General features: G+C 46.2%; 20 protein-coding genes, 2 tRNA genes and 3 rRNA genes. 9 read left to right on the forward strand and 16 right to left on the reverse strand.

Translation table 11 applies throughout. From position 1 onward, the window contains the following. Positions 1–58: 58 nt before the first annotated feature. From SDEN_RS14795 to SDEN_RS14820, 6 genes are all read right to left on the reverse strand, one after another. Positions 59–1,267 carry an ABC transporter permease gene (locus SDEN_RS14795; RefSeq protein ID WP_011497276.1) on the reverse strand — a complete coding sequence of 403 codons (1,209 nt, stop codon included), beginning with the start codon at positions 1,265–1,267 and terminating at the stop codon, positions 59–61. Between the two features lie 9 nt (positions 1,268–1,276). Beyond that, positions 1,277–2,587, reverse strand: coding sequence for an ABC transporter permease (locus SDEN_RS14800; RefSeq protein WP_011497277.1), 1,311 nt, complete (start codon positions 2,585–2,587; stop codon positions 1,277–1,279). A 10-nt stretch (positions 2,588–2,597) separates the two neighbouring features. Beyond that, complete coding sequence (locus tag SDEN_RS14805; RefSeq protein ID WP_011497278.1) at positions 2,598–3,320, reverse strand: ABC transporter ATP-binding protein; 723 nt, start codon at positions 3,318–3,320, stop codon at positions 2,598–2,600. Positions 3,321–3,332: 12 nt separating this feature from the next. Then, positions 3,333–3,563, reverse strand: coding sequence for a hypothetical protein (locus tag SDEN_RS14810; protein ID WP_041405830.1), 231 nt, complete (start codon positions 3,561–3,563; stop codon positions 3,333–3,335). A 21-nt stretch (positions 3,564–3,584) separates the two neighbouring features. Further along, positions 3,585–4,844, reverse strand: coding sequence for an efflux RND transporter periplasmic adaptor subunit (locus SDEN_RS14815; protein ID WP_011497280.1), 1,260 nt, complete (start codon positions 4,842–4,844; stop codon positions 3,585–3,587). Between the two features lie 274 nt (positions 4,845–5,118). Further along, positions 5,119–6,003: a cobalamin-binding protein gene (locus tag SDEN_RS14820; protein WP_011497281.1), complete on the reverse strand. Its 885-nt coding sequence runs from the start codon at positions 6,001–6,003 to the stop codon at positions 5,119–5,121. A 167-nt stretch (positions 6,004–6,170) separates the two neighbouring features. On the opposite strand from SDEN_RS14820, the gene SDEN_RS14825 reads away from it, so the two are divergent. Further along, positions 6,171–6,713, forward strand: a complete 543-nt coding sequence (locus tag SDEN_RS14825) for a hydrolase (RefSeq protein WP_011497282.1) — start codon at positions 6,171–6,173, stop codon at positions 6,711–6,713. A 55-nt stretch (positions 6,714–6,768) separates the two neighbouring features. On the opposite strand, the gene rimI is transcribed toward SDEN_RS14825, so the two are convergent. Both rimI and SDEN_RS14835 read right to left on the reverse strand, forming a co-directional pair. Beyond that, the gene (gene rimI, locus SDEN_RS14830) at positions 6,769–7,242 is read right to left on the reverse strand and encodes a ribosomal protein S18-alanine N-acetyltransferase (RefSeq protein ID WP_011497283.1); all 474 of its coding nucleotides are present in this window, start codon (positions 7,240–7,242) and stop codon (positions 6,769–6,771) included. A gap of 44 nt (positions 7,243–7,286) precedes the next feature. Continuing rightward, a complete protein-coding gene (locus tag SDEN_RS14835; protein WP_011497284.1) occupies positions 7,287–7,637 on the reverse strand; it encodes a DNA polymerase III subunit psi in 351 nt (116 codons plus the stop codon). Positions 7,638–7,988: 351 nt separating this feature from the next. Between SDEN_RS14835 and SDEN_RS14840 the strand changes: the two genes are divergently transcribed. Both SDEN_RS14840 and SDEN_RS14845 read left to right on the forward strand, forming a co-directional pair. Continuing rightward, entirely contained in the window at positions 7,989–8,399 is a 411-nt protein-coding gene (locus tag SDEN_RS14840; protein ID WP_041405832.1) for a hypothetical protein, read from the forward strand. A gap of 17 nt (positions 8,400–8,416) precedes the next feature. After that, positions 8,417–9,610: a hypothetical protein gene (locus SDEN_RS14845; RefSeq protein ID WP_011497286.1), complete on the forward strand. Its 1,194-nt coding sequence runs from the start codon at positions 8,417–8,419 to the stop codon at positions 9,608–9,610. A gap of 387 nt (positions 9,611–9,997) precedes the next feature. Here SDEN_RS14845 and SDEN_RS20965 read toward each other — a convergent pair whose 3' ends face one another. From SDEN_RS20965 to pssA, 5 genes are all read right to left on the reverse strand, one after another. Further along, complete coding sequence (locus tag SDEN_RS20965) at positions 9,998–10,132, reverse strand: hypothetical protein (RefSeq protein ID WP_269571440.1); 135 nt, start codon at positions 10,130–10,132, stop codon at positions 9,998–10,000. A 101-nt stretch (positions 10,133–10,233) separates the two neighbouring features. Next, positions 10,234–10,349: ribosomal RNA gene (gene rrf, locus SDEN_RS14850) — 5S ribosomal RNA — on the reverse strand. Positions 10,350–10,602: 253 nt separating this feature from the next. Further along, positions 10,603–13,507, reverse strand: a 23S ribosomal RNA gene (locus SDEN_RS14855). Between the two features lie 536 nt (positions 13,508–14,043). Further along, positions 14,044–15,588 (reverse strand): 16S ribosomal RNA (locus SDEN_RS14860). The 16S, 23S and 5S rRNA genes sit together here, the layout of an rRNA operon. 633 nt (positions 15,589–16,221) lie before the next feature. After that, the gene (gene pssA / locus SDEN_RS14865) at positions 16,222–17,028 is read right to left on the reverse strand and encodes a CDP-diacylglycerol--serine O-phosphatidyltransferase (RefSeq protein WP_011497287.1); all 807 of its coding nucleotides are present in this window, start codon (positions 17,026–17,028) and stop codon (positions 16,222–16,224) included. Positions 17,029–17,120: 92 nt separating this feature from the next. Here pssA and SDEN_RS14870 point away from each other — a divergent pair, with 92 nt between their 5' ends. Then, positions 17,121–17,573: a DUF4124 domain-containing protein gene (locus SDEN_RS14870; RefSeq protein WP_011497288.1), complete on the forward strand. Its 453-nt coding sequence runs from the start codon at positions 17,121–17,123 to the stop codon at positions 17,571–17,573. 150 nt (positions 17,574–17,723) lie between these two features. On the opposite strand, the gene clpB is transcribed toward SDEN_RS14870, so the two are convergent. From clpB to rluD, 3 genes are all read right to left on the reverse strand, one after another. Then, positions 17,724–20,312, reverse strand: a complete 2,589-nt coding sequence (gene clpB / locus SDEN_RS14875) for an ATP-dependent chaperone ClpB (protein ID WP_011497289.1) — start codon at positions 20,310–20,312, stop codon at positions 17,724–17,726. A 182-nt stretch (positions 20,313–20,494) separates the two neighbouring features. After that, the gene (pgeF, locus tag SDEN_RS14880) at positions 20,495–21,280 is read right to left on the reverse strand and encodes a peptidoglycan editing factor PgeF (protein ID WP_011497290.1); all 786 of its coding nucleotides are present in this window, start codon (positions 21,278–21,280) and stop codon (positions 20,495–20,497) included. Between the two features lie 282 nt (positions 21,281–21,562). Further along, positions 21,563–22,537 (reverse strand): 23S rRNA pseudouridine(1911/1915/1917) synthase RluD, encoded by a 975-nt coding sequence (rluD, locus tag SDEN_RS14885; RefSeq protein ID WP_011497291.1) that lies wholly within the window; start codon positions 22,535–22,537, stop codon positions 21,563–21,565. A gap of 124 nt (positions 22,538–22,661) precedes the next feature. Between rluD and SDEN_RS14890 the strand changes: the two genes are divergently transcribed. From SDEN_RS14890 to SDEN_RS14910, 5 genes are all read left to right on the forward strand, one after another. Continuing rightward, positions 22,662–23,423 carry an outer membrane protein assembly factor BamD gene (locus SDEN_RS14890; RefSeq protein WP_011497292.1) on the forward strand — a complete coding sequence of 254 codons (762 nt, stop codon included), beginning with the start codon at positions 22,662–22,664 and terminating at the stop codon, positions 23,421–23,423. A gap of 235 nt (positions 23,424–23,658) precedes the next feature. After that, a tRNA-Phe gene (locus SDEN_RS14895) sits at positions 23,659–23,734 on the forward strand. Positions 23,735–23,787: 53 nt separating this feature from the next. Beyond that, a tRNA-Leu gene (locus SDEN_RS14900) sits at positions 23,788–23,874 on the forward strand. Positions 23,875–24,494: 620 nt separating this feature from the next. Continuing rightward, positions 24,495–25,085 (forward strand): DUF1294 domain-containing protein, encoded by a 591-nt coding sequence (locus SDEN_RS14905; RefSeq protein WP_011497293.1) that lies wholly within the window; start codon positions 24,495–24,497, stop codon positions 25,083–25,085. A 77-nt stretch (positions 25,086–25,162) separates the two neighbouring features. Then, positions 25,163–25,624: a DNA polymerase III subunit chi gene (locus tag SDEN_RS14910; RefSeq protein WP_011497294.1), complete on the forward strand. Its 462-nt coding sequence runs from the start codon at positions 25,163–25,165 to the stop codon at positions 25,622–25,624. Positions 25,625–25,633: the final 9 nt, after the last annotated feature.

Raw genomic sequence — 25,633 nt, forward strand, 5'->3', positions numbered from 1 at the left:
AAACCCAGATTTCATTACACTTTTTAAGACTTCTCACCCTGCTGCTAGCCTCTGCCCTTTAGGCGCTGCGGGTCGCTGTCGCAGGGGAAATATTAGCCGCCCTTGTTGCTGGCACTACTACGGCAAGACTTGTGACCACAAACAAGCCCGCTAAGGTCAATGCGGGATATTGCCATTCCAGCATAGGCAGGCTGTAAATTTTCATTAACTGCTGCCCAAGTTGTATCGCTAATAAGCCGCCCAATACACCGCCAACAATGCAGATGAGGTAATTTTCCACCATAAAATAGCTGATAATATCGCGTTTCTTGGCCCCTAATGCACGGCGAGTACCTATCTGTTTAGTACGGCGTTGTATGTTAAACATCACCATGCCCGTTAAACCTAACGAAGTAATAAGCAGCAATAACACCACCATTAAGGTAAGCACAGCCACCATCAATTCATGATGACGATAAGAGCTTGCCTTGTATTCGGCTATGGTTTTAATCTGATTGATGACTCGATTAGGGTTATCCTGATGCAGCGCCTTCACTATGGCCTCTTTAAGCTCAGGAATATGCTCCTTTTTAGCCCTTAGCATATAAGATTTATTCTTGCCTTCGCCGCCAAAATCGACGTTTTGGATCACGCTGTATTCAAAATTATCAGTATCAACCCAGGCACCGTGTAGCTTTTCTACTACGCCTATGATCTTGATGCTGCTATCCCCCGCATACATGGTCTTGCCTACGGGAGACTCATCGCCCCAGAAGGCTTTTGCCAAAGGCAATGAGATAATGGCCTGTGCACCCGCATCAGTTAAGCTATAAATCACTTCTTCTGCTGAAAAGTTGCGACCTTCAATCAGCTTAACCCCTAAGGTGTCCAGCATCTGCTCATTGCCTAAATAGAAGGCAAAGTTAGGGGTTTGCTTAGCGATGTCTTTATCTGGGCTATCAACATAGACATCGGACCAACCGCTATCACTTAAAGGGATCATATTGGTGGATGTCACCGCTTGCACATTAGGCAGCGCGGCCAGAATGCGTTGGTCTTGCTTGTTTTGCTGCGCATTATCGATGCGATCATCGAAGTTATACAGACTAAAGGTCAGTATCTCCTCCTCTGCAATGCCTGAATCTCGCTGCATTAAGGCGATACGTTCATGAATAATGAAACTTGCATTTGCGACGATGGCGACAGAGAGAATGATCTGCAATAGCAATAATACTGGGCCACTTTTACTGCGCAGCAAACTCGATATTATGGGTTTAATATGTAACATATGCAGTCCTTATTGGCTCTTAAGATAGATACTAGGATTAGTGCGGCAGACTACCCAAGCTGGGTAAAGCCCCGCGAGCACGGCGGTACTGATGGCGATAGCTGGGGTGATAAACCACATGCTGAGATCAAGCTGAGTTAGGCTTTTTGCCATATCAAAATGAGTAGATAAGATACTCAGCGCTGCCCATGCCCATAATAGCCCCATCACACCACCCAATAACCCAATCACCCCGACTTCGACCATGTACTGGCTAAATATCTGCCCTCGGCTCGCCCCTATGGCCCGTCTTACACCCACTTCAGGGGCTCTTTTTAAGAACTTAGTTAACATGAGTCCTAAAATGTTGACTAAACACACGGCTAAGAATAAAAAGCTCAGGCCAACGAGAATTTTATTGTCTTTGCTCACCGCCTTGCTGTATTCAAGCCATTGCTGCACATCCATTAGGCTCACTGACTCTTTGGGATTTTTATCGGCAGTAAAGCGGCCAAATGACTTTTGCTTTTCAACATACTGGCTCAACCACTCTTGATAGCTGGCCTTATGTTCAGGGTTATCCAATTCAACCCAAAATTGTATCCAAGCTTTTTCCGAATTGAGTCTGTCTTGATAAGTGCCCATAGGTTCAAACTGCCAACCATTAGTATTACCCCAGACATCAAACTCTTCTATGGGCGTTAACGAGAAAGGTAAATAAATCCCTTCGGCATGGTTAAAGGCGCCATTAGTCGGGTCGTAATATTTAGGTTGAGGGTTCCAGTCTTTAATCACGCCGACGATTTGATAGGGCTTGCCATTAAGATAAAAATTCTTGCCAACACTATTGGCACCATTAAAGTGCTTCAGGTTTAAGGCTTCACTGATAACTACTTGATAACTTGCTCGAGTATCGACACCTTTGTCCCAAGCACCACCAAAGAGGAAAGGCACTGAGAATAAGCCAAAAAAGTCACTGTCGGTCACTCTTATGCTCTCAAGCTCCGGCTCTATGTCTTTATTATCTGATTGAACCGCCATACCGGTTCTAAATGAGGCCACTTGGCGACTGGGGACCTGACTGTTTCTTAAGCCCATGGCGTCTTGATAAGTGATGTTTTGGTTGAACTTAGTCCAAGTATCCGGTCCTTGACTCCACAACATGACGGCATTGAGCACATCTGAGCGCTCCTTGGCAGGATTGTTGGCCATCATCTGGTAGACGTTTAAGCTTGTGATGGTGATGCCTATGCCAATTGAGATCGCAAGCACCATAAGTACCGATAACGCTGGGGTGTTTTTAATGCTTCGCCAGGCTAAATCGCAATAATAAAAAAACATAAGTTTCTCCTTAGCGGCCAGCGTTAGCGACAAGATCGACCACTGCACGCTCTGACTTTTGATAGCTGTTAAAATCGCACACTTGGCCATCCACTATCTGAATATTACGCTGCGCGCGGCGGGCAAGCTCACCGTCATGGGTCACCATGATGATGGTGGTGCCCGCTTTATTAATGTTCTCCAGTAGCTCCATCACTTGGCGTGCCATCAAGCTATCAAGATTACCCGTGGGCTCATCGGCAAGTAAGAATCTGGGCTCTCCAGCGAGGGCTCGAGCGATAGCAACCCTTTGCTGCTGACCACCAGAAAGCTGAGTTGGCATGTGCTTCATTCTGGCGCCTAGGCCAACTTGTTCTAAGGCTTGTTTTACTCGACGCTGACGTTCCTTAGCATTAAAGCCTCGGTAGCGCAGTGGCACTTCGACGTTCTCGGCCAAATTAAGATCTGGAATAAGATTAAAGCCTTGAAATATAAAACCTATCTTTTCATTTCTTACTGCAGCGCTCTTGTTGTCAGTTAAATTTGAAACGTTTTCACCATCGAGAAAATACTCCCCATGAGTAAAGCCCTCTAACATGCCGGCAATGTTTAAAAAAGTGGTTTTGCCTGAACCCGATGGCCCAGTCACAGCGACAAACTCCCCTTCATTGACCGTCAGGTTAAAGTCTCTCAAGGCATGGGTTTCCACTAGATCCGTCTTAAATACCTTGCTAATGTTCTTCATGGTTAACATAGTTTTTCGTCCTTATTTTTGTAATATTTGTGCGGTTTGCTCGATGAGCCACAGCGTGAGTGCTATCAATCCATCAACCTCGCCGACCTTTTCAAAACCATCCTTGCTGCTCTGGGACGTCATCTCGACAATTTCCAGGCTTAAACTGAGCCAATTCGTGGCTGTATCAATACTTATGCTTAACGCAACCATGAGAAGAGCTAGGGCTAAAATGCCGAGATAACTGGGTGTTGAGTGATCCATCGGGTCCTCCTTCATATTGCGTTAGTTAATTTGAACCTTGTCGGCCTGTTTGAAGGCTTCACTGCCTGTTATCACCCAGACATCGCCTTCCTCACCGCCGGCTAACACTTCCACTTGACTCATGCTGCGAGCCCCAAGCTCAATCTCAGTTAACAGGGCAAGCTCACCTTGCAACTTGTAAACACTGTTGCCACCTCGCGTCAGAAAATCTCCACGCTTCACCATCAATACATCAGGACGGTGTTCCAATAAAACCCGTGCTGACAATCGTTGGTTCTGACGTAGCGCCAACTTATCGCTATTTTCAAAACGCACCCTGGCAGAAACTTCACGCTCACGCACCTCTGGGGAGATGGACGACAGCTTGCCAACTAGGGTGACATTACCTAGCTTGAGCTCCACGTCCATGCCTAGTCCTAATTCATCGGCGTAGGCTTCTGGCACCGCAAGCTCAGCTTCAAAGGCAGTTAAATCCACTACGGTTAGCAATGGCTGACTCGGTGCGATGCGGGCTTTTTGCTCGACTAACCAATTACCTATGATGCCTGCGACTGGCGCCTTAATTTGTAGCGCGTCCAGCTGACGCTCAAGCTCTACCACCACCAATGCCTGCCTATCGACTTCAAGCTCGCTGTTTTGCAATTCAAAACTTAAGGTATCCTTTAATAGTTCAACTTCTTCAATGGCATGTTTATGGATGAGCTTGGCTTTATGGAGATCGTCTTTGCCTTTCTCGAAATCTATCTTGCTGATGAGCTTGGCTTCGATGAGTTGATCGCCGCGGCGACTCTCACGCTCGGCCGCATCAAGGTCGACACTGGCCATATCTAATGTCTGACTAACCAAGAGCGTTTGACGCCTTGCATCTAACTTGGCCCGCTCAAGAGAGCTTTTCATTCCCTCATGCAAGGCTTGCTGCTGCTTAAGCTGACTCACTAGGTTCGGGCTCTCTATGGTGGCCACCACTTGACCTAAGGCAACATCATCCCCAGGCAGGCTTAATAGGGTCACCACCCCTTCCTCTGTGCTATAGAGAATGGGTGCATTGGCGGCGACAATTTTTCCTGTGGTGGCGATATCACGCACTAACGTGCCGCGAGTTAAGCTTGCGAACCTTAGCTCACTGGCGTCTACTGAAGTCGCCGCCTTATCTCCAGAAAAACTTGCCCACACTAAGGCGCTCATCAGTACAGCGGATACCCCCAGCAGCAAGGGGAGTTTAAGTTTTTTCACTGCATTTGGGGCAATTTGTCTATCTTGACCACGGGTATCGTTAATCATCTTGCATCCTTATTGCTTCACTCAAGTCACCATAAAGGTGATACTCAAGCGGACACTGTCTATTCATCTATAGCCTAGACAAAGCACAAGCTGTGCCAAGATGCAGAAAAATAATATACTCTTTAAAATTCAGTATGATAAAGCGAGAATAAAGGAGTTGATACTGTGAGTCGTGTCCGCGGACACACTTAAAAGTGTCCGAAATAAGGAAAGTGTCCGATCGGACACTTTTAAAAACTAATAAGGGGGAGCAGCTAAGATAAGGCGTGAGGACTTAACCTTGTCCGCGCACTCTATTGAACATATCGCATAATGCCTTAACGCCTATCAGAGAGCGGGGGGACGCGCGGTGAAGTAAATCGGCATCTAACTGATAAATATGCTGCTGTTTTACTGCGGGTAACTCAGGCCACTTTGACCAGTCTACCCCAAGCACATTGCCTGCATCCTGGCTTTGTATTATCACTTGCGCGCCCGTAAGTAACACATTCTCAATGCTGACTTGAGGATAATCACTGGCGGCATCGAAAAACACATTGTCACCATGGCAGGCACTGATGCTCTGTTGTACCCAGCTTTGCTTAGCCACCGTCATCAAGGGCTCTGACCATAATTGATAGAAAACCCGAACCTTAGGCTGAGTTGATGCTTGCTGGCGAATGTGTTGCAGCTCTTGTCGATAATCTGCAGCCAGTGCTTTCGCTTGAACTAGGTGACCCGTCGCTTGGCCTAAACGCTCTAAATCTGTCGCGACTTCATCTAAGGTTTTAGGATCGCTGTCCAGTAATCTAAAGCCTAGGTGGCGTAACTGCTGTAAATCATCGAGTTTGTTGCCACTGGACCAAGTGACGATGAGATCGGGGTTGAGCTCGATAACTCGTTCCATGGATATACCGTAATAGCCACCAATGCGTGGAATGGCCTTCGCCTCTTTTGGGTAGTCCGCATGATCTGTAGTGGCAACAATTGACTCACCAGCCCCTATGGCAAACAGCATTTCAACCGCTTGGGGTGAGAGGGCAATGATCCGCTTCGCTTGCACGGGTGTGGGTTTATTATGAGAAATAGTGTTCGCCAAACAAAAATAGCTAAACAAAGAAAGAGTTAACAGCAAACTAACCATTAAGCGTTTGGATGAACGCATTATTGAAATAGACATATTTTCCTTATTGTACAGAGGCTCATGGCTTAGGGCTTAAACCTCGTAATAGGTTAATGCTTCCCATAGCTTAAAAATCAGGTTATAAAATGATTATTAAACCATCACATCAATCCTTATTCTGTATCAGGGCATGATGATAAACTAAAGTTCGTCAAGAGGTTGCCATGTTAACAGCAAAAGATAGCGTCTTACTTATCGTCGATGTGCAAGGGCAGTTAGCTCAGATAATGAACCAAACTGCCCAACTACACCATAATTTGAGTATTTTGATTTCTGGCGCTCAGCTTTTAGACATTCCCATTATTTGGATTGAGCAGTTACCAGAGAAACTGGGGAAAACCAGTCCGGAACTTGCCACCTTATTAGCGCTCTCTTGCCAAGCCATTCCAAAAGCTCACTTTAGTGCTTGGCAATGCCAAGATATTCAGACTCAACTAAAACAATTAAACCGTCCCAATGTGCTACTCGCTGGGATAGAAACCCATATCTGTGTCTATCAAACCTGCCAAGACTTGCTTGAACATGATTTTAATGTGCATTTAGTCGCAGATGCGACCTCATCCCGCAGTAATGACCATAAAATACTGGGCATTCAAATGATGATGAACCTAGGTGCCCAGCTCACCAATACAGAATCAGCCCTGTTTGAAATTCAGCGTCTAGCCACTGGCGAACAATTCAAAGCCTTGTTAAAGCTGATCAAGTAATGGCAATAATAAGCTTATACAGAGTCACGCTAGCCAGACTACATAAGCCCTGCACCTAAACCAGCGCAAGGTCCATCAAGATGGCATCTTCATTGCCTATCGGCGTTTGGTAGTAATTCTTACGCCGACTCACTTCAATAAATCCTAGACTTTGATAAAGTTGAATGGCACCAAAGTTAGATTCTCTCACCTCAAGCATGATAACAACGGCTTCGCGGCTAATGGCGTCTTGAATGAGCTGAGCCATTAATTGCCTACCTAAGCCCAGCCCTTGACGCTCTGGGCTGATACAAATATCCAGTAAGCTCGCCTCGTCGACAATTTGCTGTACGAGGGCAAATCCCACCAAGGTTTCAGGCATTGACTCCTGAGTGACAAAAAGTCCAATACCATGATACAAGCGGCCAAAACAATCGGCTAAATTAGCTAGGCTCCAAGGATGACTGTGAGCCGAGGTTTCAATCTTCGCCATAGCGTCAAGATCCGCCTCCATCAAAGGCCGGATAATATAGGGTTCAGGCTTTATCATTTTTCTCACAAATAATTGCTCATAAAACAATCGCTACTGGAATGTCATTTAGGCTGATTTAAGTGTTGATAGATTTGTTGCCATAAGCTGCGTTTATGACTGCCATCATTAGATAACAAGGTTTTTAGTGGTTCACTGTTCACCCATGCAGTACGTGGACGGGTTTTAGTCTGACGCATATCCCAAACCACTTGCACCCCTTTAGCGGGCATAGAATCAAATTGACACTGAGTCAATTCCACGCCTAGCAAGGTTAACACTTGGGCAACTAGCGGCTGCTTTTCTGGGTAATAGTCAAGTTCATCATCCCATAGCACCATATAGGGTTTAACCTCTTCGGCACCAAAGCGCCAACGGCTTATGCCCATAGCATCTAAAAACACCGTTTTATCCATAAAGCCCCGCGAGTCATTAGCTTAATCAAACCTAGCTAAAAAATTAGCTCACAAGAATAACAGTAATCTTGCCGAGAGTGAAAACTCTTAAGTTGAATGGCCCAATTAGCCAACTATGAAGGATAGACTGACTGAATGCTTAACTAAATCTGATACGAATAGAATTCAGTTTGATTTGCCACTCTTAAGCTAACCATAAAGCCAAACAACAAAAATGCCTTTAATTTTCAAATCCAAGCTTAAATGAAAAAAAATTGTTAACACAATGCAAAAAATATTATTGCGTCTATTCTTTAACCGTTCGGCGTATTTTACTTTTTGTATATAAAAAGGCATTCAAAAGGGACTCATATGAAAACAAAAGCGTTAATGTTAAGTTTGGCGTTGACATTTTCATCACTCGCTAGCGCAGACGTAGTGATAATTGTTCATCCGTCGAATGAAACGACACTTACCGAAGGTGAAATTAAAAACATCTTCCTCGGTAAATTAAATTCTTTCAGTAACGGCTCTCAAGCCATAGCCATTTCTTTAACGTCAGATTCAGGTGGATTTGATCACTTTCTCAGCGCACTGATAGGGCGAAGTCCGGCACAATGGAAGTCCTACTGGGCAAACAAAGCCTTCACTGGCGAAATGACTCCCCCAAGGCAAGTCAACACTTCGGAAATGATTTCTTTAATCGCGACGAACCCTAATTTGATAGGTTTTGTGGAAGATAAAGATATTCCATCTACTGTCAAAATTATCCATAAGCTATAGATATTATTGGAGAAGTCATGAAATACATTATTCTAGCGTTTACTGCATTAGGGCTTTCCTTGTCCAGTATGTCAGTGTTTAGCGTCGATTTAAAAGTATCAGGTTATGGTTCTATTACCATGGGTAAAACCATTGGCGGCGAGAAAGATGCCGGTGGGGAAGTGGAATACATTGCCGATTTTTATGATGTCGGCCTCTATGATGAGGGCGTTGATTTTAGGCCTGAAAGCATATTCGCTGTTCAAGGTGAAATGATATTAAGTAGCGATTTGTCCGTCGTTGCGCAACTAGTGGGCAAAGGTACGGATGATTTTAGCCCCGAATTTGATTGGTACTATGCCAAATATAAGCTCACCAATGAGTCCTCTATCATGGCAGGTAGACGTAATATTCCCATGTATTACTTTTCAGAGTTCATGGAAGTGGGTTTTGCTTACCCTTGGGTTAGACCACCATCAAATCTATATTGGTGGCAAATTACCCAGTTCAATGGAGTGACGTACTCATACAACTTCTTGCTGGGTGACGGTGATTATGCCAATACCATAAGTGTCTTCGGTGGTGGAGAAGACTCAGAAAATAATAAAGAGATGACCTATTACAACAGTTTAGGCTTTTACGGTAATCCTGACGGCCGAGTGGGTGATGCCGATCACACAGATGAATCATGGGAAAATATCATTGGATTAAATTGGAAGGTATCTCACGATTACTTTGACGTCCGCTTATCCGCCTTTACTCATGACTTTGTAAGGGATATACACTACGTCAATAATACCCCGGCAAATGCGGCTCATTACGATGCTAGTATGCCAGAAATAGGCAAAACTCATTATGAGACTAAACAAACCTTTATAGGATTAGGCGGCGCAATATACCTATCGCCTTTCACCCTCTATTTCGATTATAACCATGTCTCTCGCGATGATACCGCCAAGACAGTCTACCCGACTTACTTCCTGTCTTTGGTATATGAAATAGGCAAATGGCAGCCATTTATCGGTTATTCAAAAGCAGACCATACCACTCAAGCGACAGATGATTTGGAAGAACATAGGCTTATCAGTGCTGGTGTGCGCTACAACGTACTTGAAAATGCCGCGATTAAAATTCAATACGATAACTTTGTAGATCAAGGCGATCAGGCAACAGGATGGGATTACCATAATGATGCTGAACACTTGGCTATTAGTCTGGACTTCGTATTTTAGTCCTCTAACATTAAGTCGTTACACTTAAATAAGCATATAGATAACAGCAAAAGCCCACTCATCAATCGAGTGGGCTTTTTTACGTATTTGGCGCCTGTCATGGCAAGCGGCGAGCAAGCTCTCCGCGTTCGATAATTTGCATAAAGCGTCGCTTTATAAACACAAAAAACTCACCCTACTATCACATGGTATGGTGGCATGCTGCGCATGTACTCTTTATATCCCATGTGAGAGGGTATTTTCAGGCGGATAAACGAAAAAATCCCCAACACGTAGTGCTGGGGATTTTTCGTTTATTTGGCGCCTGGAAATGACCTACTCTCATATGGGGGCGAATAAGCCCTGTTTTGAATACAGGGTATTAAAGGGCTTTGAAGCGCGCAGCAGCTAGCCTGCAAGCTGGGGAACCCGCTTAGCGGCGGGGCGACCGCCATGGATGGCGGAAGTGTCTATATTGAAGGAGCGTTTATCGACCGACATCAGGATAGGTGTTGCACGTACGTGCTTAAGTAGATAAGTCACCTGAGCATATTGCTTTGGGTCATCAGATATGATGCGCCTACTTTGTAAATCCCAAACGCAAAAAAGCCACCTTATTCAGGTGGCTTCTCTACTTAATTGGCGCCTGGAAATGACCTACTCTCACATGGGGAGACCCCACACTACCATCGGCGATACTGTGTTTCACTTCTGAGTTCGGAATGGGATCAGGTGGTGCCACAGCTCTATGGTTTCCAGACAAAAAATTGTACGGAACAAATTTTTAACGCACTTTAGTGCGGCCCGTTAGGGTCAAATACAGGGATGTATTTGATAAATTGCTCCTATCTAACGCACTCATTTGTGCATTAAATAATAATTCGGAAAGCTGATTTCGTTTGAGTTCTAGTACACGGATGTACTTAGTGTCATCAATGCCTGGAGCATTTTATGACCACACTTTATTAAGCGCTATATTTCTAATCTAAGGCCGTAAAACCCATCTGGGTTGTATGGTTAAGCCTCACGGGTCATTAGTACAAGTTAGCTCAACGCCTCACAACGCTTACACACCTTGCCTATCAACGTAGTAGTCTCCTACGGCCCTTTAGAGAGCTTAAAGCTCTAGGGATGACTCATCTTAGGGCTCGCTTCCCGCTTAGATGCTTTCAGCGGTTATCGATTCCGAACGTAGCTACCGGGCAATGCCATTGGCATGACAACCCGAACACCAGCGGTTCGTCCACTCCGGTCCTCTCGTACTAGGAGCAGCTCCCTTCAATCATCCAACGCCCACGGCAGATAGGGACCGAACTGTCTCACGACGTTCTGAACCCAGCTCGCGTACCACTTTAAATGGCGAACAGCCATACCCTTGGGACCGACTTCAGCCCCAGGATGTGATGAGCCGACATCGAGGTGCCAAACACCGCCGTCGATATGAACTCTTGGGCGGTATCAGCCTGTTATCCCCGGAGTACCTTTTATCCGTTGAGCGATGGCCCTTCCATTCAGAACCACCGGATCACTATGACCTACTTTCGTACCTGCTCGACGTGTATGTCTCGCAGTTAAGCTGGCTTATGCCATTGCACTAACCGTACGATGTCCGACCGTACTTAGCCAACCTTCGTGCTCCTCCGTTACTCTTTGGGAGGAGACCGCCCCAGTCAAACTACCCACCAGGCACTGTCCCTAACCCCGATAAGGGGTCCAGGTTAGAACATCAAAACTACAAGGGTGGTATTTCAAGGACGACTCCACACAAACTAGCGTTCATGCTTCAAAGTCTCCCACCTATCCTACACATGTAGGTTCAATGTTCAGTGCCAAGCTATAGTAAAGGTTCACGGGGTCTTTCCGTCTAGCCGCGGGTATACGGCATCTTCACCGCAATTTCAACTTCACTGAGTCTCGGCTGGAGACAGCGTGGCCATCATTACGCCATTCGTGCAGGTCGGAACTTACCCGACAAGGAATTTCGCTACCTTAGGACCGTTATAGTTACGGCCGCCGTTTACCGGGGCTTCGATCATGAGCTTCTCCGAAGATAACCCAATCAATTAACCTTCCGGCACCGGGCAGGCGTCACACCGTATACGTCATCTTGCGATTTTGCACAGTGCTGTGTTTTTGATAAACAGTTGCAGCCACCTGGTATCTGCGACTGCCGTCAGCTTAGGGAGCAAGTCCCATCACCAACAGCAGCGTACCTTCTCCCGAAGTTACGGTACCATTTTGCCTAGTTCCTTCAGCCGAGTTCTCTCAAGCGCCTTGGTATTCTCTACCCGACCACCTGTGTCGGTTTGGGGTACGATTCCTACTAACCTGAAGCTTAGAAGATTTTCCTGGAAGCATGGCATCAACTACTTCATCACCTTAGTGACTCGTCATCAGCTCTCAGCCTGTACATTAAAGTACGTGTTCCCGGATTTGCCTAAGAACACAACCTACCACCTTAAACGCGGACTACCAACGCCGCGCTAGCCTAGCCTTCTCCGTCTCTCCATCGCAGTTAACAGAAGTACAGAAATATTAATCTGTTTCCCATCGATTACGCCTTTCGGCCTCACCTTAGGGGTCGACTCACCCTGCCCCGATTAACGTTGGACAGGAACCCTTGGTCTTCCGGCGAGGGGGTTTTTCACCCCCTTTATCGTTACTCATGTCAGCATTCGCACTTCTGATACCTCCAGCGTGGGTTACCCCTTCACCTTCAACGGCTTACAGAACGCTCCTCTACCGCGCACTTCTAATGAAATGCACCCGTAGCTTCGGTGACTAGCTTAGCCCCGTTACATCTTCCGCGCAGGCCGACTCGACTAGTGAGCTATTACGCTTTCTTTAAATGATGGCTGCTTCTAAGCCAACATCCTAGCTGTCTAAGCCTTCCCACATCGTTTCCCACTTAGCTAGTACTTTGGGACCTTAGCTGACGGTCTGGGTTGTTTCCCTTTTGACAACGGACGTTAGCACCCGCTGTCTGTCTCCCGAGTAGTACTCATTGGTATTCGGAGTTTGCAAAGGGTTGGTAAGTCGGGATGACCCCCTAGCCTTAACAGTGCTCTACCCCCAATGGTATTCGCTCGAGGCGCTACCTAAATAGCTTTCGAGGAGAACCAGATATCTCCGAGTTTGATTGGCCTTTCACCCCCAGCCACAAGTCATCCGCTAATTTTTCAACATTAGTCGGTTCGGTCCTCCAGTTGATGTTACTCAACCTTCAACCTGCCCATGGCTAGATCACTCGGTTTCGGGTCTACACCTTGCAACTAAACGCGCAGTTAACACTCGGTTTCCCTACGGCTCCGCTATTCGCTTAACCTCGCTACAAAATGTAAGTCGCTGACCCATTATACAAAAGGTACGCAGTCACGGTCTCAAGAACCGCTCCCACTGCTTGTACGTATACGGTTTCAGGTTCTATTTCACTCCCCTCACAGGGGTTCTTTTCGCCTTTCCCTCACGGTACTGGTTCACTATCGGTCAGTCAGGAGTATTTAGCCTTGGAGGATGGTCCCCCCATATTCAAACAGGATGTCACGTGTCCCGCCTTACTCGTTTTCATCTACGGTTAGTTTTCGTGTACGGGGCTATCACCCTGTGCCGCTGGACTTTCCAGACCATTCCACTAACACCCCATAGACTTAAGGGCTAATCCCCGTTCGCTCGCCGCTACTAGGGGAATCTCGGTTGATTTCTTTTCCTCTGGGTACTTAGATGTTTCAGTTCCCCAGGTTCGCCTCATAACGCTATGTATTCACGTTATGATGACCACTTATGTGGCCGGGTTTCCCCATTCGGACATCGTTAGCTCAAATGCTTGTTACTAGCTCGCCAACGCTTTTCGCAAGTTACTACGTCCTTCATCGCCTCTGACTGCCAAGGCATCCACCGTATACGCTTGGTCACTTAACCATACAACCCAGATAGGTTTCTTCTTTTCGCTTGTTATTCATCACGCTGTCGTTATTGTGAACCTCATTCGTCAGTCATGTAGCGCTGCTACACTCCTTTCTCATTCGCTCCACGGCTTAGACACCGTATCGAATCACTGCGCTTACCTTATCGAGATAAAGTAAGAAAAACACTGAGTCATACGTTCACTCAATAAAGAGTGGGACCAGCTTGGTTTTTACTTGTCTCACCTCCGGGTAGGAAGTGGACACGCCTTAGTTTTAAAAATATTCAAGACACTTAATAAAGTGTTTTGAGAACTCATATTCATGCTTGCGCATCAATATTATTTTTCGCACTAACTTAATCACACAAACGACAACGAATCATCATTTCTGCGCCTTTTAGTTAGTACTATCAGCTTTCCAAATTGTTAAAGAACAATGCTAACCGGCTCGCGGCGCATTTCACTCTACCCTTCCAAAGAAGGTTAACAAGTAATCTGTGTGAACACTCAAGGTGATTTCTCACTTTCAGGTATGAGTTAGTCGTATAGGTAAGGAGGTGATCCAGCCCCAGGTTCCCCTAGGGCTACCTTGTTACGACTTCACCCCAGTCATGAACCACAAAGTGGTGAGCGTCCTCCCGAAGGTTAGACTACCCACTTCTTTTGCAGCCCACTCCCATGGTGTGACGGGCGGTGTGTACAAGGCCCGGGAACGTATTCACCGTGACATTCTGATTCACGATTACTAGCGATTCCGACTTCACGGAGTCGAGTTGCAGACTCCGATCCGGACTACGACGAGCTTTGTGAGATTAGCTCCACCTCGCGGCTTTGCAACCCTCTGTACTCGCCATTGTAGCACGTGTGTAGCCCTACTCGTAAGGGCCATGATGACTTGACGTCGTCCCCACCTTCCTCCGGTTTATCACCGGCAGTCTCCCTAGAGTTCCCACCATTACGTGCTGGCAAATAAGGATAGGGGTTGCGCTCGTTGCGGGACTTAACCCAACATTTCACAACACGAGCTGACGACAGCCATGCAGCACCTGTCTCACAGTTCCCGAAGGCACACCTGCATCTCTGCTGGCTTCTGTGGATGTCAAGAGTAGGTAAGGTTCTTCGCGTTGCATCGAATTAAACCACATGCTCCACCGCTTGTGCGGGCCCCCGTCAATTCATTTGAGTTTTAACCTTGCGGCCGTACTCCCCAGGCGGTCTACTTAATGCGTTAGCTTGGGAGCCCAGTGCTCAAGGCACCAAACTCCGAGTAGACATCGTTTACGGCGTGGACTACCAGGGTATCTAATCCTGTTTGCTCCCCACGCTTTCGTGCATGAGCGTCAGTCTTTGTCCAGGAGGCCGCCTTCGCCACCGGTATTCCTTCAGATATCTACGCATTTCACCGCTACACCTGAAATTCTACCTCCCTCTACAAGACTCTAGTTCGCCAGTTCCAAATGCAATTCCCAGGTTGAGCCCGGGGCTTTCACATCTGGCTTAACAAACCGCCTGCGCACGCTTTACGCCCAGTAATTCCGATTAACGCTCGGACCCTCCGTATTACCGCGGCTGCTGGCACGGAGTTAGCCGGTCCTTCTTCTGTCAGTAACGTCACAGTAACGTGCTATTAACACGCTACCTTTCCTCCTGACTGAAAGTGCTTTACAACCCGAAGGCCTTCTTCACACACGCGGCATGGCTGCATCAGGGTTTCCCCCATTGTGCAATATTCCCCACTGCTGCCTCCCGTAGGAGTCTGGACCGTGTCTCAGTTCCAGTGTGGCTGATCATCCTCTCAGACCAGCTAGGGATCGTCGCCTTGGTGAGCCATTACCTCACCAACTAGCTAATCCCACCTAGGTTCATCCAATCGCGAAAGGCCCGAAGGTCCCCTCCTTTCCCCCGTAGGGCGTATGCGGTATTAGCAGTCGTTTCCAACTGTTATCCCCCACGACTGGGCAGATCCCTAGGCATTACTCACCCGTCCGCCGCTCGCCGGCAAAGGTAGTAAACTACCTTCCCGCTGCCGCTCGACTTGCATGTGTTAGGCCTGCCGCCAGCGTTCAATCTGAGCCATGATCAAACTCTTCAATTAAAGTTTTTTGTTCCCACCCAATTAAGAGTGAAGAACGGCTCAATGAATTCTGATTGCTTTATCAACCGAAGTTAACAAAGTCTTTTGTACATATTGCTATGGACATTCATCGTTGCATTGAGTTGTAATTTTTTGATTGCTCTTCCTAAGAAGAAGCAATTTCGAATAACTCAATACCTGTGAGTGTCCACACAGATTTCTTGTTCGTATTGTTAAAGAACTTGATGTCGATTTTTCAGACATCGCCGTTAGACGCTAGGTCGTTGGCTTGGGCTGCGTATTCTACGCAATCCGTTGTCAGCGTCAAGTGTTTTTTCAAACTTTCTTTTCGCTTTGAAGGATTCAATTTGAAGCCTTCAAACTAACTCGTCATTGGCGTGAGCCGCTTGCCGTGTCAGTGGTTGCGCATTATAGGGAGCTTAGATTTTTACGCAAGCATTGTTTCGTATTAAAATCACAAATCACGCTTAAGCGAACAATTAACCAGCAGCACAGTTCGATTCACCACCAACAAGCTTGATTTACCACCACTAAGCGCATCAACTTTCTCGATGCGGCTAATAAGTGTAGTACAAATTTGGCCAATGCAAATGCGTAAAAGCGCATTTCTTCACAAACTTACTGTCTTCACTACTATTGCTTATCTGTATCCTCTGGCTTTTTACTCTGTTCCACTATGGATTGCTCGGCTGCCTGAGCACTTACGTGTGCACCTCTGAGTTTCTTGATGGTTTTGATGGTAATGAATGGACCTGACAGTGCATATAGATAGAAGCCAACACATAAAATGATTGCTGGTTCAACGGAAACTAACACAAAGCCCCCCACTATACTCAACATGACCAGAAAATTAACCTTGCCGTGCCAGTTCACTTCTTTGAAGGAATGGTAGCGAAAGTTACTCACCATTAGCAGTCCTGCAACTGCCGTCATTGCTGCCATTAGATAGCTAATGTGGTCTATTTCAAATTGATAACGGGTCCCACACCAAATACTGCCGGCTAACATCGCGGCGGCGGCAGGACTTGCCAGTCCTTGGAAGTAACGTTTATCTGCAACCCCAACTTGGGTATTAAAGCGGGCTAATCGTAATGCTGCTGCCGCGCAGTATATAAAGGAGGCCGCAAACCCTAGTTTACCGAGATCCGCCAATGCCCAGTTGTAGGCCAATAACGCTGGGGCCAAGCCAAAGGAGACCATGTCGGCCATACTGTCATATTCGGCGCCAAAGTCACTTTGGGTATTGGTGAGCCTGGCCACTCGCCCATCGAGTCCATCACAGATCATTGCGATAAATATAGCAATGGCAGCGGTTTCAAAGTCACCATTCATGGAACTGATAATGGCGTAAAAGCCAGCAAACAAGCCTGCAGTGGTGATAATGTTTGGCAGTAAGTAAATGCCTTTATTTTTTATTGTTGATTCTGTTGATTTTTGCATACACTTTACACAAAGTTAGTCACAATTAAATAATGCCTCACAATAGCATAAATTTATTGAATGCCAACTCAGTTCAGTTTTTGGAGCTCAAGATGCTAACCCTACGTTCATTGGTCTATCTATTATCTACCGCTTTTATCCTGTGCTTATCCTTAAGCGTCGGTGCAACTGTGATCTATTCTTGGACCGATAAAGACGGCCAAGTGCATTACAGTCAAGAACCGTCTGTCGAAGTTGAAGCTAAACGTCAGTACAGTGAGGACATAGAAAGGGATAAGGTTGGCTATGTGGCCCCTGTAAAAGAACAAGCTCAACCTTCAGAGGAAGCCCTTCGCCGGGCTGAAGCTAAATTGATCAAAGAAAAAGACAGCAAACAAGCCGAAGGGATCTGTGATAAAGCTACCCATAGCCTGAACGTGTTAACCACACACACGAATCTCAACCGCCAAAATGAACAGACGGGAGAAGTGGTCACCATGACAGAAGTTGAGCGACAAGCGGCCATACAAGAAAACCAACAAAGAGTGGAGCTATTCTGCCAGTAATAATACAGAGCCTATACATGGCTCATTACTCAAGGCAGAAGCAGGCCAATAAAAAAGCTAGCCGGGCACCTTGTGCTTAGCTAGCTTTTTTGTTTAGGCGATTAAATCGTTTAACCCACACCTACGGGATAAAGTGTGATCACACTATGCCTAGCCTGAAACCTTAAAGCGCTTAAACACTAACTGACCATTATCAGCGTCCAGTTTAATGGTCGTTCCAGGCACTAACTCACCACGAAGTAACTTATGGGCCAGTGGATTTTCCACTTGCTGTTGCAGGGCCCGCTTTAATGGCCTTGCACCGTAAACGGGATCAAAACCTGCAGCAGCAATCAAGGACAGCGCCGCATCGGTAACCAATAACTCATAATCCTTTTCTTGCAAACGCTTGCGTAGGGAGCCTATCTGTATTCCCGCTATGTGCTTAATATCCTCTTTATCCAGAGGATGAAACACCACAGACTCATCGACACGATTTAAAAACTCGGGTCTAAAGCTGTGAGTCACTACATTCATCACAGCGGCTTTCATTTCCTGGTAGCTTAAGGTGCCAAAACCTTCTTGGATAATGTCAGAACCCAAATTTGAAGTCATGATAATCACGGTATTTTTAAAATCTACCGTTCTGCCCTGACCATCCGTTAAGCGGCCATCATCTAACACTTGCAGTAAGATGTTGAACACATCCGGATGGGCTTTTTCGATTTCATCGAGCAAAATGACCGAATAAGGCTTACGACGAACCGATTCGGTTAAATAACCGCCCTCTTCATAACCCACATAACCAGGAGGCGCGCCCACTAAACGAGACACTGAGTGTTTCTCCATAAATTCAGACATATCGATGCGCACCAAGGCGGCTTCGGTATCGAATAAAAACTTAGCTAAAGATTTACACAGCTCAGTTTTACCTACCCCCGTTGGGCCTAAGAATAAGAATGAACCTATGGGCCGCTGCGGGTCTGCAAGTCCGGCGCGGCTGCGCCTAATGGCATTGGATACTGCCTCAACCGCCTCAGACTGACCAATCACTCGCTCATGCAGTGCCGATTCCATCTGCAGCAGTTTCTCTCGCTCGCCTTCAAGCATTTTCGACACTGGGATGCCAGTGGCTTTAGACAGCACCTCGGCAATCTCAATGTCAGTCACTTTATTGCGCAATAAGGTCATGTCTTGCATTTCGGCTTGGGATGCTAAATCCAGTTGCTTTTCAAGCTCAGGAATGCGGCCATACTGCAACTCTGACATTCGGGTTAAATCGCCGGCTCGCCTTGCCACATCCAAATCCATTCGCGCTTGCTCCAGATCCGCCTTAATATGTTGAGTACCGGCAAGGGCCGCTTTTTCTGTGTGCCAAATTTCATTTAGCTCTGACGCTTTGGCGCTAACGTCTTTTAGCTCAAGCTGTAAATGTTCCAATCGCTTGCGACTGGCATCATCTGTCTCTTTACTTAAGGCTTGCTCTTCTAATTTCAACTGGATAGCACGGCGCTCTAACCTGTCTAAGACTTCAGGTTTAGAGTCAATTTGCATCCTGATGCTAGACGCTGCTTCATCGATGAGATCGATGGCTTTATCCGGCAATTTTCTATCGGAAATGTAACGATGAGACATAGAGGCTGCAGCCACAATTGCCGGATCGGTAATTTCCACATGATGGTGCAACTCATACCTTTCTTTAAGGCCACGAAGTATCGCTATGGTGTCTTCCACACTCGGCTCATTAACCAAGACTTTTTGGAAGCGGCGCTCTAACGCAGCATCTTTTTCTATATATTGGCGGTATTCATCTAAGGTGGTGGCGCCAACGCAGTGCAAGTCGCCGCGGGCTAACGCTGGCTTTAACATATTCCCCGCATCCATAGCCCCTTCACCTTTTCCGGCGCCGACCATGGTATGCAGCTCATCGATAAACAGAATCACTTGGCCTTCTTCTTGAGAAAGCTCATTTAATACGGCTTTTAATCTTTCTTCAAACTCACCGCGATATTTAGCGCCTGCAATCAAGGCGCCCATATCCAGCGACAACACACGCTTGTTCTTGATCCCTTCTGGCACTTCACCGTTTACGATACGCTGAGCTAAGCCTTCGACTATGGCAGTTTTACCCACACCAGGATCGCCAATGAGCACAGGGTTATTTTTACTGCGGCGTTGCAACACTTGAATGGTACGGCGAATTTCTTCGTCGCGACCTATAACAGGGTCTAATTTACCCTGCTCGGCACGCTCCGTGAGATCTATGGTGAACTTTTTCAGTGCCTGGCGCTGATCTTCGGCATTAGGGTCGTCCATTTTCTGGCCGCCGCGAATATTCTCTATGGTTTTTTCTAATAATTCTGTGGTCGCGCCAGAATCTTTTAAGCTGCGGGCTAAGGCATCATTACCTTCCAGTGCCGCCAAAATAAACAGCTCAGAAGAAATGTATTTGTCTTTACGTTTTTGCGCCAACTTGTCACACAGATTTAAGAGACGAATGAGCCCTTGAGATAATTGCACATCGCCACCTGTGCCTTCCACTTGGGGCAAGCGCTCTAATTCTTGGCTGATGGCCGAGCGTAAGGCACTCACCTTAATCCCAGCTTGGGTTAACAAGGGATGAATGGAGCCTGAGTCCTGATTCAGCAACGCCATCATCAGATGAATAGGTTCAATTATTTGATGATCACGCCCCAGCGCTAACGATTGTGCATCTGAAATGGCAATCTGAAACTTGTTGGTCATTCGATCGAGTCTCATGGGGCCTCCAAAAAAGAATAAAAGAAAAGGGTGCGTAATTAACGGAGTGAAACGCCTTATACGCTTACCATTAAGATGGGGGTATAAAAAATATTTTCAAGTTTATCTATTCAAAAATGCGTGCTAAACGCTGTTTTCAATTGTACATTTTCGTTATGGCCGCAGCGTCTTAAGCTTAAGGTTTAGTTCGGCGACGTAGATAAAGCGTTTGAGTTAAGCCAGATTAATGATGCCATGCGCCCGGTTGGGTGACTTCTACGGTAAGAAAAATAATTTGCATCGGTGAAAGTACACACACTAGCACAGTAGATGTTGTGAATGCCCAGTGCCTGCAACCTCAGTTGGGCTAACCCTTCAAGATTAGCCAAATATTTTTCGCCATTAGGGCGAAAGTATTGCGCCGCGGACAAGTCTCTTGCACAAAATGCTTCACGCACCTCTGGGCCAACTTCAAATGCTTGCGGCCCTATGGCAGGCCCAAGATAAGCAATAATATGGGTGCTTAGAGTTTGAAACTTAGCCACTGTGGCTTCTATAACGCCGTTACAAAGGCCACGCCAACCTGCATGAATGGCCGCCACCTCAGTGCCTGCTGTGTCGCAAAGCAAAATGGGCAAGCAATCGGCCGTCATAATCGCACACACTTGCTTAGGTAAATTCGTATAGACCGCATCGAAGCGTAAATCGCTAGCAGAGCTAGTGTTCACGCTATCGTTTGAAAGCACATAAGTACTCAGCTCGGCTAAATCTAGCACTTGTGTGCCATGAACCTGTTCAAGCCAAGTGATGGGCGTAGACAAATTAAGTGATGCTTGTAACCTTTGACGATTCATCAGCACATCGGCTAACACATCGCCCACATGGGTACCTAGGTTAAGGCTGTCGAAAGGAAATTGACTCACGCCGCCATGACGACTTGTCATGGCGATGGACACATTGTTAGGAATGGGCCAAGCGTGAGTGAACATAGCAAATATTCTCAGTGTTATACCAATCGTATTAATTATCTGGTCATTCAGCGGGAGTTCAAAGGGGATTAATCAAGGCGAAGGCTTGAAGGCATAGTGGTGCTATGTCAAAAGTCTTCAACGCAGAGAAATCCCCTTTGAAACCCGCCCTTCGGGAGCATCTCAAGCGTTCCACTTCTTCGTTGCATTAATTTGAAAGGGAATAACCCTTACTGCATTAATGCGCCTTGAATTGAAAAGCTTGAGGGGCTCTGATAGATCACATAATTAATGTGATTGGTATTAAAGATACTGAATTGGATTCTCTTCGGTATCTTTACGCAGTGCTTTAGTCAGCATCACCATATCTTCAGGGATAGGTGCTTGCCAGCTCATGATTTCATGTGTGTATGGATGAGCTAGCTCAAGCCTAACCGCATGCAGAGCCTGACGGCCAAAGTTTTTCAAGATATCAAAAAATTCTGGGCTCGCATTTTTAGGCGGTTTGGGACGGCCACCATAGACAGGATCGCCAACCAATACGTGACCAATGTAATCCATGTGTACACGGATTTGGTGAGTACGACCGCTTTCTAAGCGTAAACGCAAACGGGTATGAGCACGAAACTTCTCAGAAACACGGTAATGCGTCACCGAAGGTCTGCCTCCATGCTGCACTGACATCTGAGTACGCTTAGTCGGATGACGTTCAATGGGTTCATCCACTGTGCCGCCGGCTGTCATAGTACCAAGGACTATGGCTTCATATTCACGCACTATTTCACGGGCCTGCAAAGCAGCGACCAAGTGAGTTTGTGCTTCAACCGTCTTAGCCACCACCATTAAACCTGTGGTGTCTTTATCTAAACGGTGCACAATGCCCGCCCTAGGCACCATTTCAATGGCAGGACAATGATGCAATAACGCATTCATCAAAGTGCCATCGGCATTACCTGCACCTGGGTGTACCACAAGACCGGCTTGCTTATTAACGATAATGATATGATCATCTTCGTAGACGATATTTAAGTCAATTGCTTGCGCTTTTGCCTTAACTTCTTCTTCAAATGTTGCTTCTATCTCAATTTGTTGCGACTCTAGTACCTTCTCGCGAGGCTTGTCGACTTTTACACCGTCGACATAAACTGCACCAGATAAGATCCATTCTTTGATGCGCGTGCGGGAATAGTCAGGGAACAACTCGGCCAAAGCTTGGTCTAATCTCAAGCCTGTTTGTGTTGCTGTGATCTCGCTTTTTAGATTAATCTCTTGTGTCATAGGAACCGTACCCCATTTTAGGGGTCCAAAGTAAATGTGCTATCTGTTACAATCGGATGTTTTCTATTTTATCGTGAAATGGAAAAATTCTTAACAACAACTTAAAAAAGAATTGAATTCAAGTATGTATAAATTTGCCAAAGGTGCCGCCCTAGTTATGTTGTCACTCGCTATTACAGCTTGTAGCAGCAGCCCCGAAGATGCTGACATTGCTAACAAAAAGTCGCCAGAAGCGCTTTATGCTCAAGCAAGAACCTCAATGGAACTAGGTAATTATTCTAAAGCCGCTCGTTCACTCGAAGCATTAGATTCTCGCTATCCATTCGGTCCACATAAGACCCAAGTACAGTTAGATCTCATTTTTGCTTACTATAAAATGGATGACGCCGCCTCTGGGTTGGCCAATATTGACCGTTTTTTACGCTTAAATCCAACCCACCCAAATATCGACTACGTGCATTATATGCGTGGTTTAACTAATATGCAGGCAGATAATTATTTATTTCACGATATGTTAGATATTGACCGCACAGATCGTGACACAAAAAATGCTCAAGATGCCTTCAAAGATTTCGACAAACTCATTAAAAGTTACCCAAACAGCAAGTATGCCGCCGATGCTCAGCAACGTATGCAATATTTGAAAAACCGTTTGGCTAACTATTCTGTGATCGTAGCAGAATACTATATCAAGATGAATGCTTGGAGTGCCGCGGCGGTTCGTGCACAAACTGTGATGGAGAAATTCCCAAATACACCTTCCACAGAACGCGCACTTGAAATCATGGCAGAAGCGTATCAGGAATTGGGCCAAACTCAGTTAAAACAAAATGTATTGACTGTGCTGAAGGCAAACTTCCCAAGCAATGAAATGCTCAGCAACTAATTTCCACCGAGTAAGCTTAATGAAATTAACTTAAAACGCTCCTCGGAGCGTTTTTTATGCCTAGAACAAAGTTTGCAGCAATATAATGGCTAATCACATCAAGCCCATCTATTGGATCTCACTTGTTCAAAAGGCCAGCAAGACGAATAAAAGTTACTCAAACGAACGACTTTTTAATAAAAAGACAAAAAACAGGTTGACTCAAATAGGCAAAACCCTTTAAATTGCGTCCGTCGCCCGAATAGCTCAGTCGGTAGAGCAGAGGATTGAAAATCCTCGTGTCCCTGGTTCGATTCCGGGTTCGGGCACCACTTTTACATCAGTGGCCAAGGCGGCTGATAACAAAGAGTTGTGATGCGACATTGCAGGTGTGGTGGAATTGGTAGACACGCCAGCTTCAGGTGCTGGTGCTCGCAAGGGCGTGAAAGTTCAAATCTTTTCACCTGTACCAGACGCAACTTTGAAAGAACAAACAAAAAAGCCTCGCAATGCGAGGCTTTTTTGTTTCTTCAGTTTAACGATTAGCGATATCCATTTGCATTAACCTACAGCCGAAAACGCCCACAGTCTCACTTCTTTATTTCAGTGCTCCACCGTTGCCCTCTCAAAGACTACACAATACATTTTGCAGTCAAGAGATCCCTCCTCAGAAGTCTTCCCTAACCTATTTTGGGACAGAGACTGCGTTAAAAAACCAAAATAACTTAATCCCAGCATCGCTAGTACAGGCTCGCTATGGCATTTACTTGTCAACACGCCAGCGTCTTGTTAGTTCAAGAGCCATCAATGAGCCCTCGAACATCCCGTCTGATGTGAAGGGACTCACCAATGCTGCGATGGCATGGTCAATGATGATCCCTACATCATACTGACATTTCCCATCTCCTTATGGGTCAGATGCATCAAGTAGAACGCTGCTTAGTGCCGATTCGCCACTCGAATTCAAAATCACCCACCGAATTTATACAATGACACTTTGGATTTCGCTCAACGCGTAAAAATAGTTATACTCTGCTTTATCATGATAATAGAGAGCAGCTTAGGGTTTGCCAAACAGATGGATTTGAACGCATGAGGGTGAAAGGTAAACTAGTACGCTGGGATGATGATAAAGGCTTTGGCTTTATTCGCCCTAACCTCACAGGCCCTGAGGTATTCTTGCACATCAGTGCGCTACGAAATGCCAGTCGCAGACCTCAAGAAGATGATGTTATTACTTACGCCCTAGTGGCTGATAAGCAAGGTCGCCCCACTGCGGCCAACGCGACCCTGACTGGCGATAAACTCAAAAGCAGCCAAGGCGCTAAAAGAAATCAGCGGCTATTCCCTTATGTTGTGATGCTAAGCTTTTGTATCGCGCTTTTGCTCTTACAGCTGACCAACAATATCCCTTTTATTGTGTTAATCGCCTACCTTGGCTTGAGCTTAATGACCTTTTTGGTTTACGCCTTAGATAAAATCGCCGCCAGAAAAAATCGCTGGCGCACCCCAGAAAGTAGCCTGCATCTGTTGGGGTTAATTGGCGGCTGGCCTGGGGCAATATTAGCCCAACAATGGCTGAGGCATAAATCCATCAAACAACCCTTCAAGGGGATTTTCTGGCTCACTGTAATCCTCAATGTGACGGCTATGTGTTATGCCGTCATCGCTAAGATTATCTAACCCTAGCCCCATGACTCCAAGCGCCCTTTAGTGTAAACTTCTGGGCTAATTTATTCGTCAAATAATGCAGTGGGATCATGACTCAAGCCATATTTTACCTTATGCCAGACACCCCCTCTCCTGAGCATGAGCCCATGCCTGCATTAGAGGCGGTTTATCTGGCAGCTTGTCGTCTCGCTGAGCGAGCCTATCGTCAGCAACAAGAGATATACATCCACTGCCAAGATAAACAACAGGCCTATGCCATCGATGAGTTGTTGTGGCAATTTGAACCCACAGCCTTTGTGCCCCACAACCTTAAAGGTGAAGGCCCAATGACAGGTGCGCCAGTGGAAATTGGTTTTGATAAGCTTGGGCCTAATAAAAGTCGCCAGCTTCTGATTAATCTTGCAGACCAGATGCCCGCTTTTGCGGTAAACTTGCCCCATATTATCGATTTTGTCGCTAATGATGATGAACTTAAGCGCATTGCCCGCAGTCGCTACCGTCAATATCAAAGTACTGGCATTAACCCGAGCACTCAAGCATTAGCCATATAAACACTTAAT

This window comes from Shewanella denitrificans OS217, from assembly GCF_000013765.1.
In the GTDB taxonomy this organism is placed as follows: domain Bacteria; phylum Pseudomonadota; class Gammaproteobacteria; order Enterobacterales; family Shewanellaceae; genus Shewanella; species Shewanella denitrificans.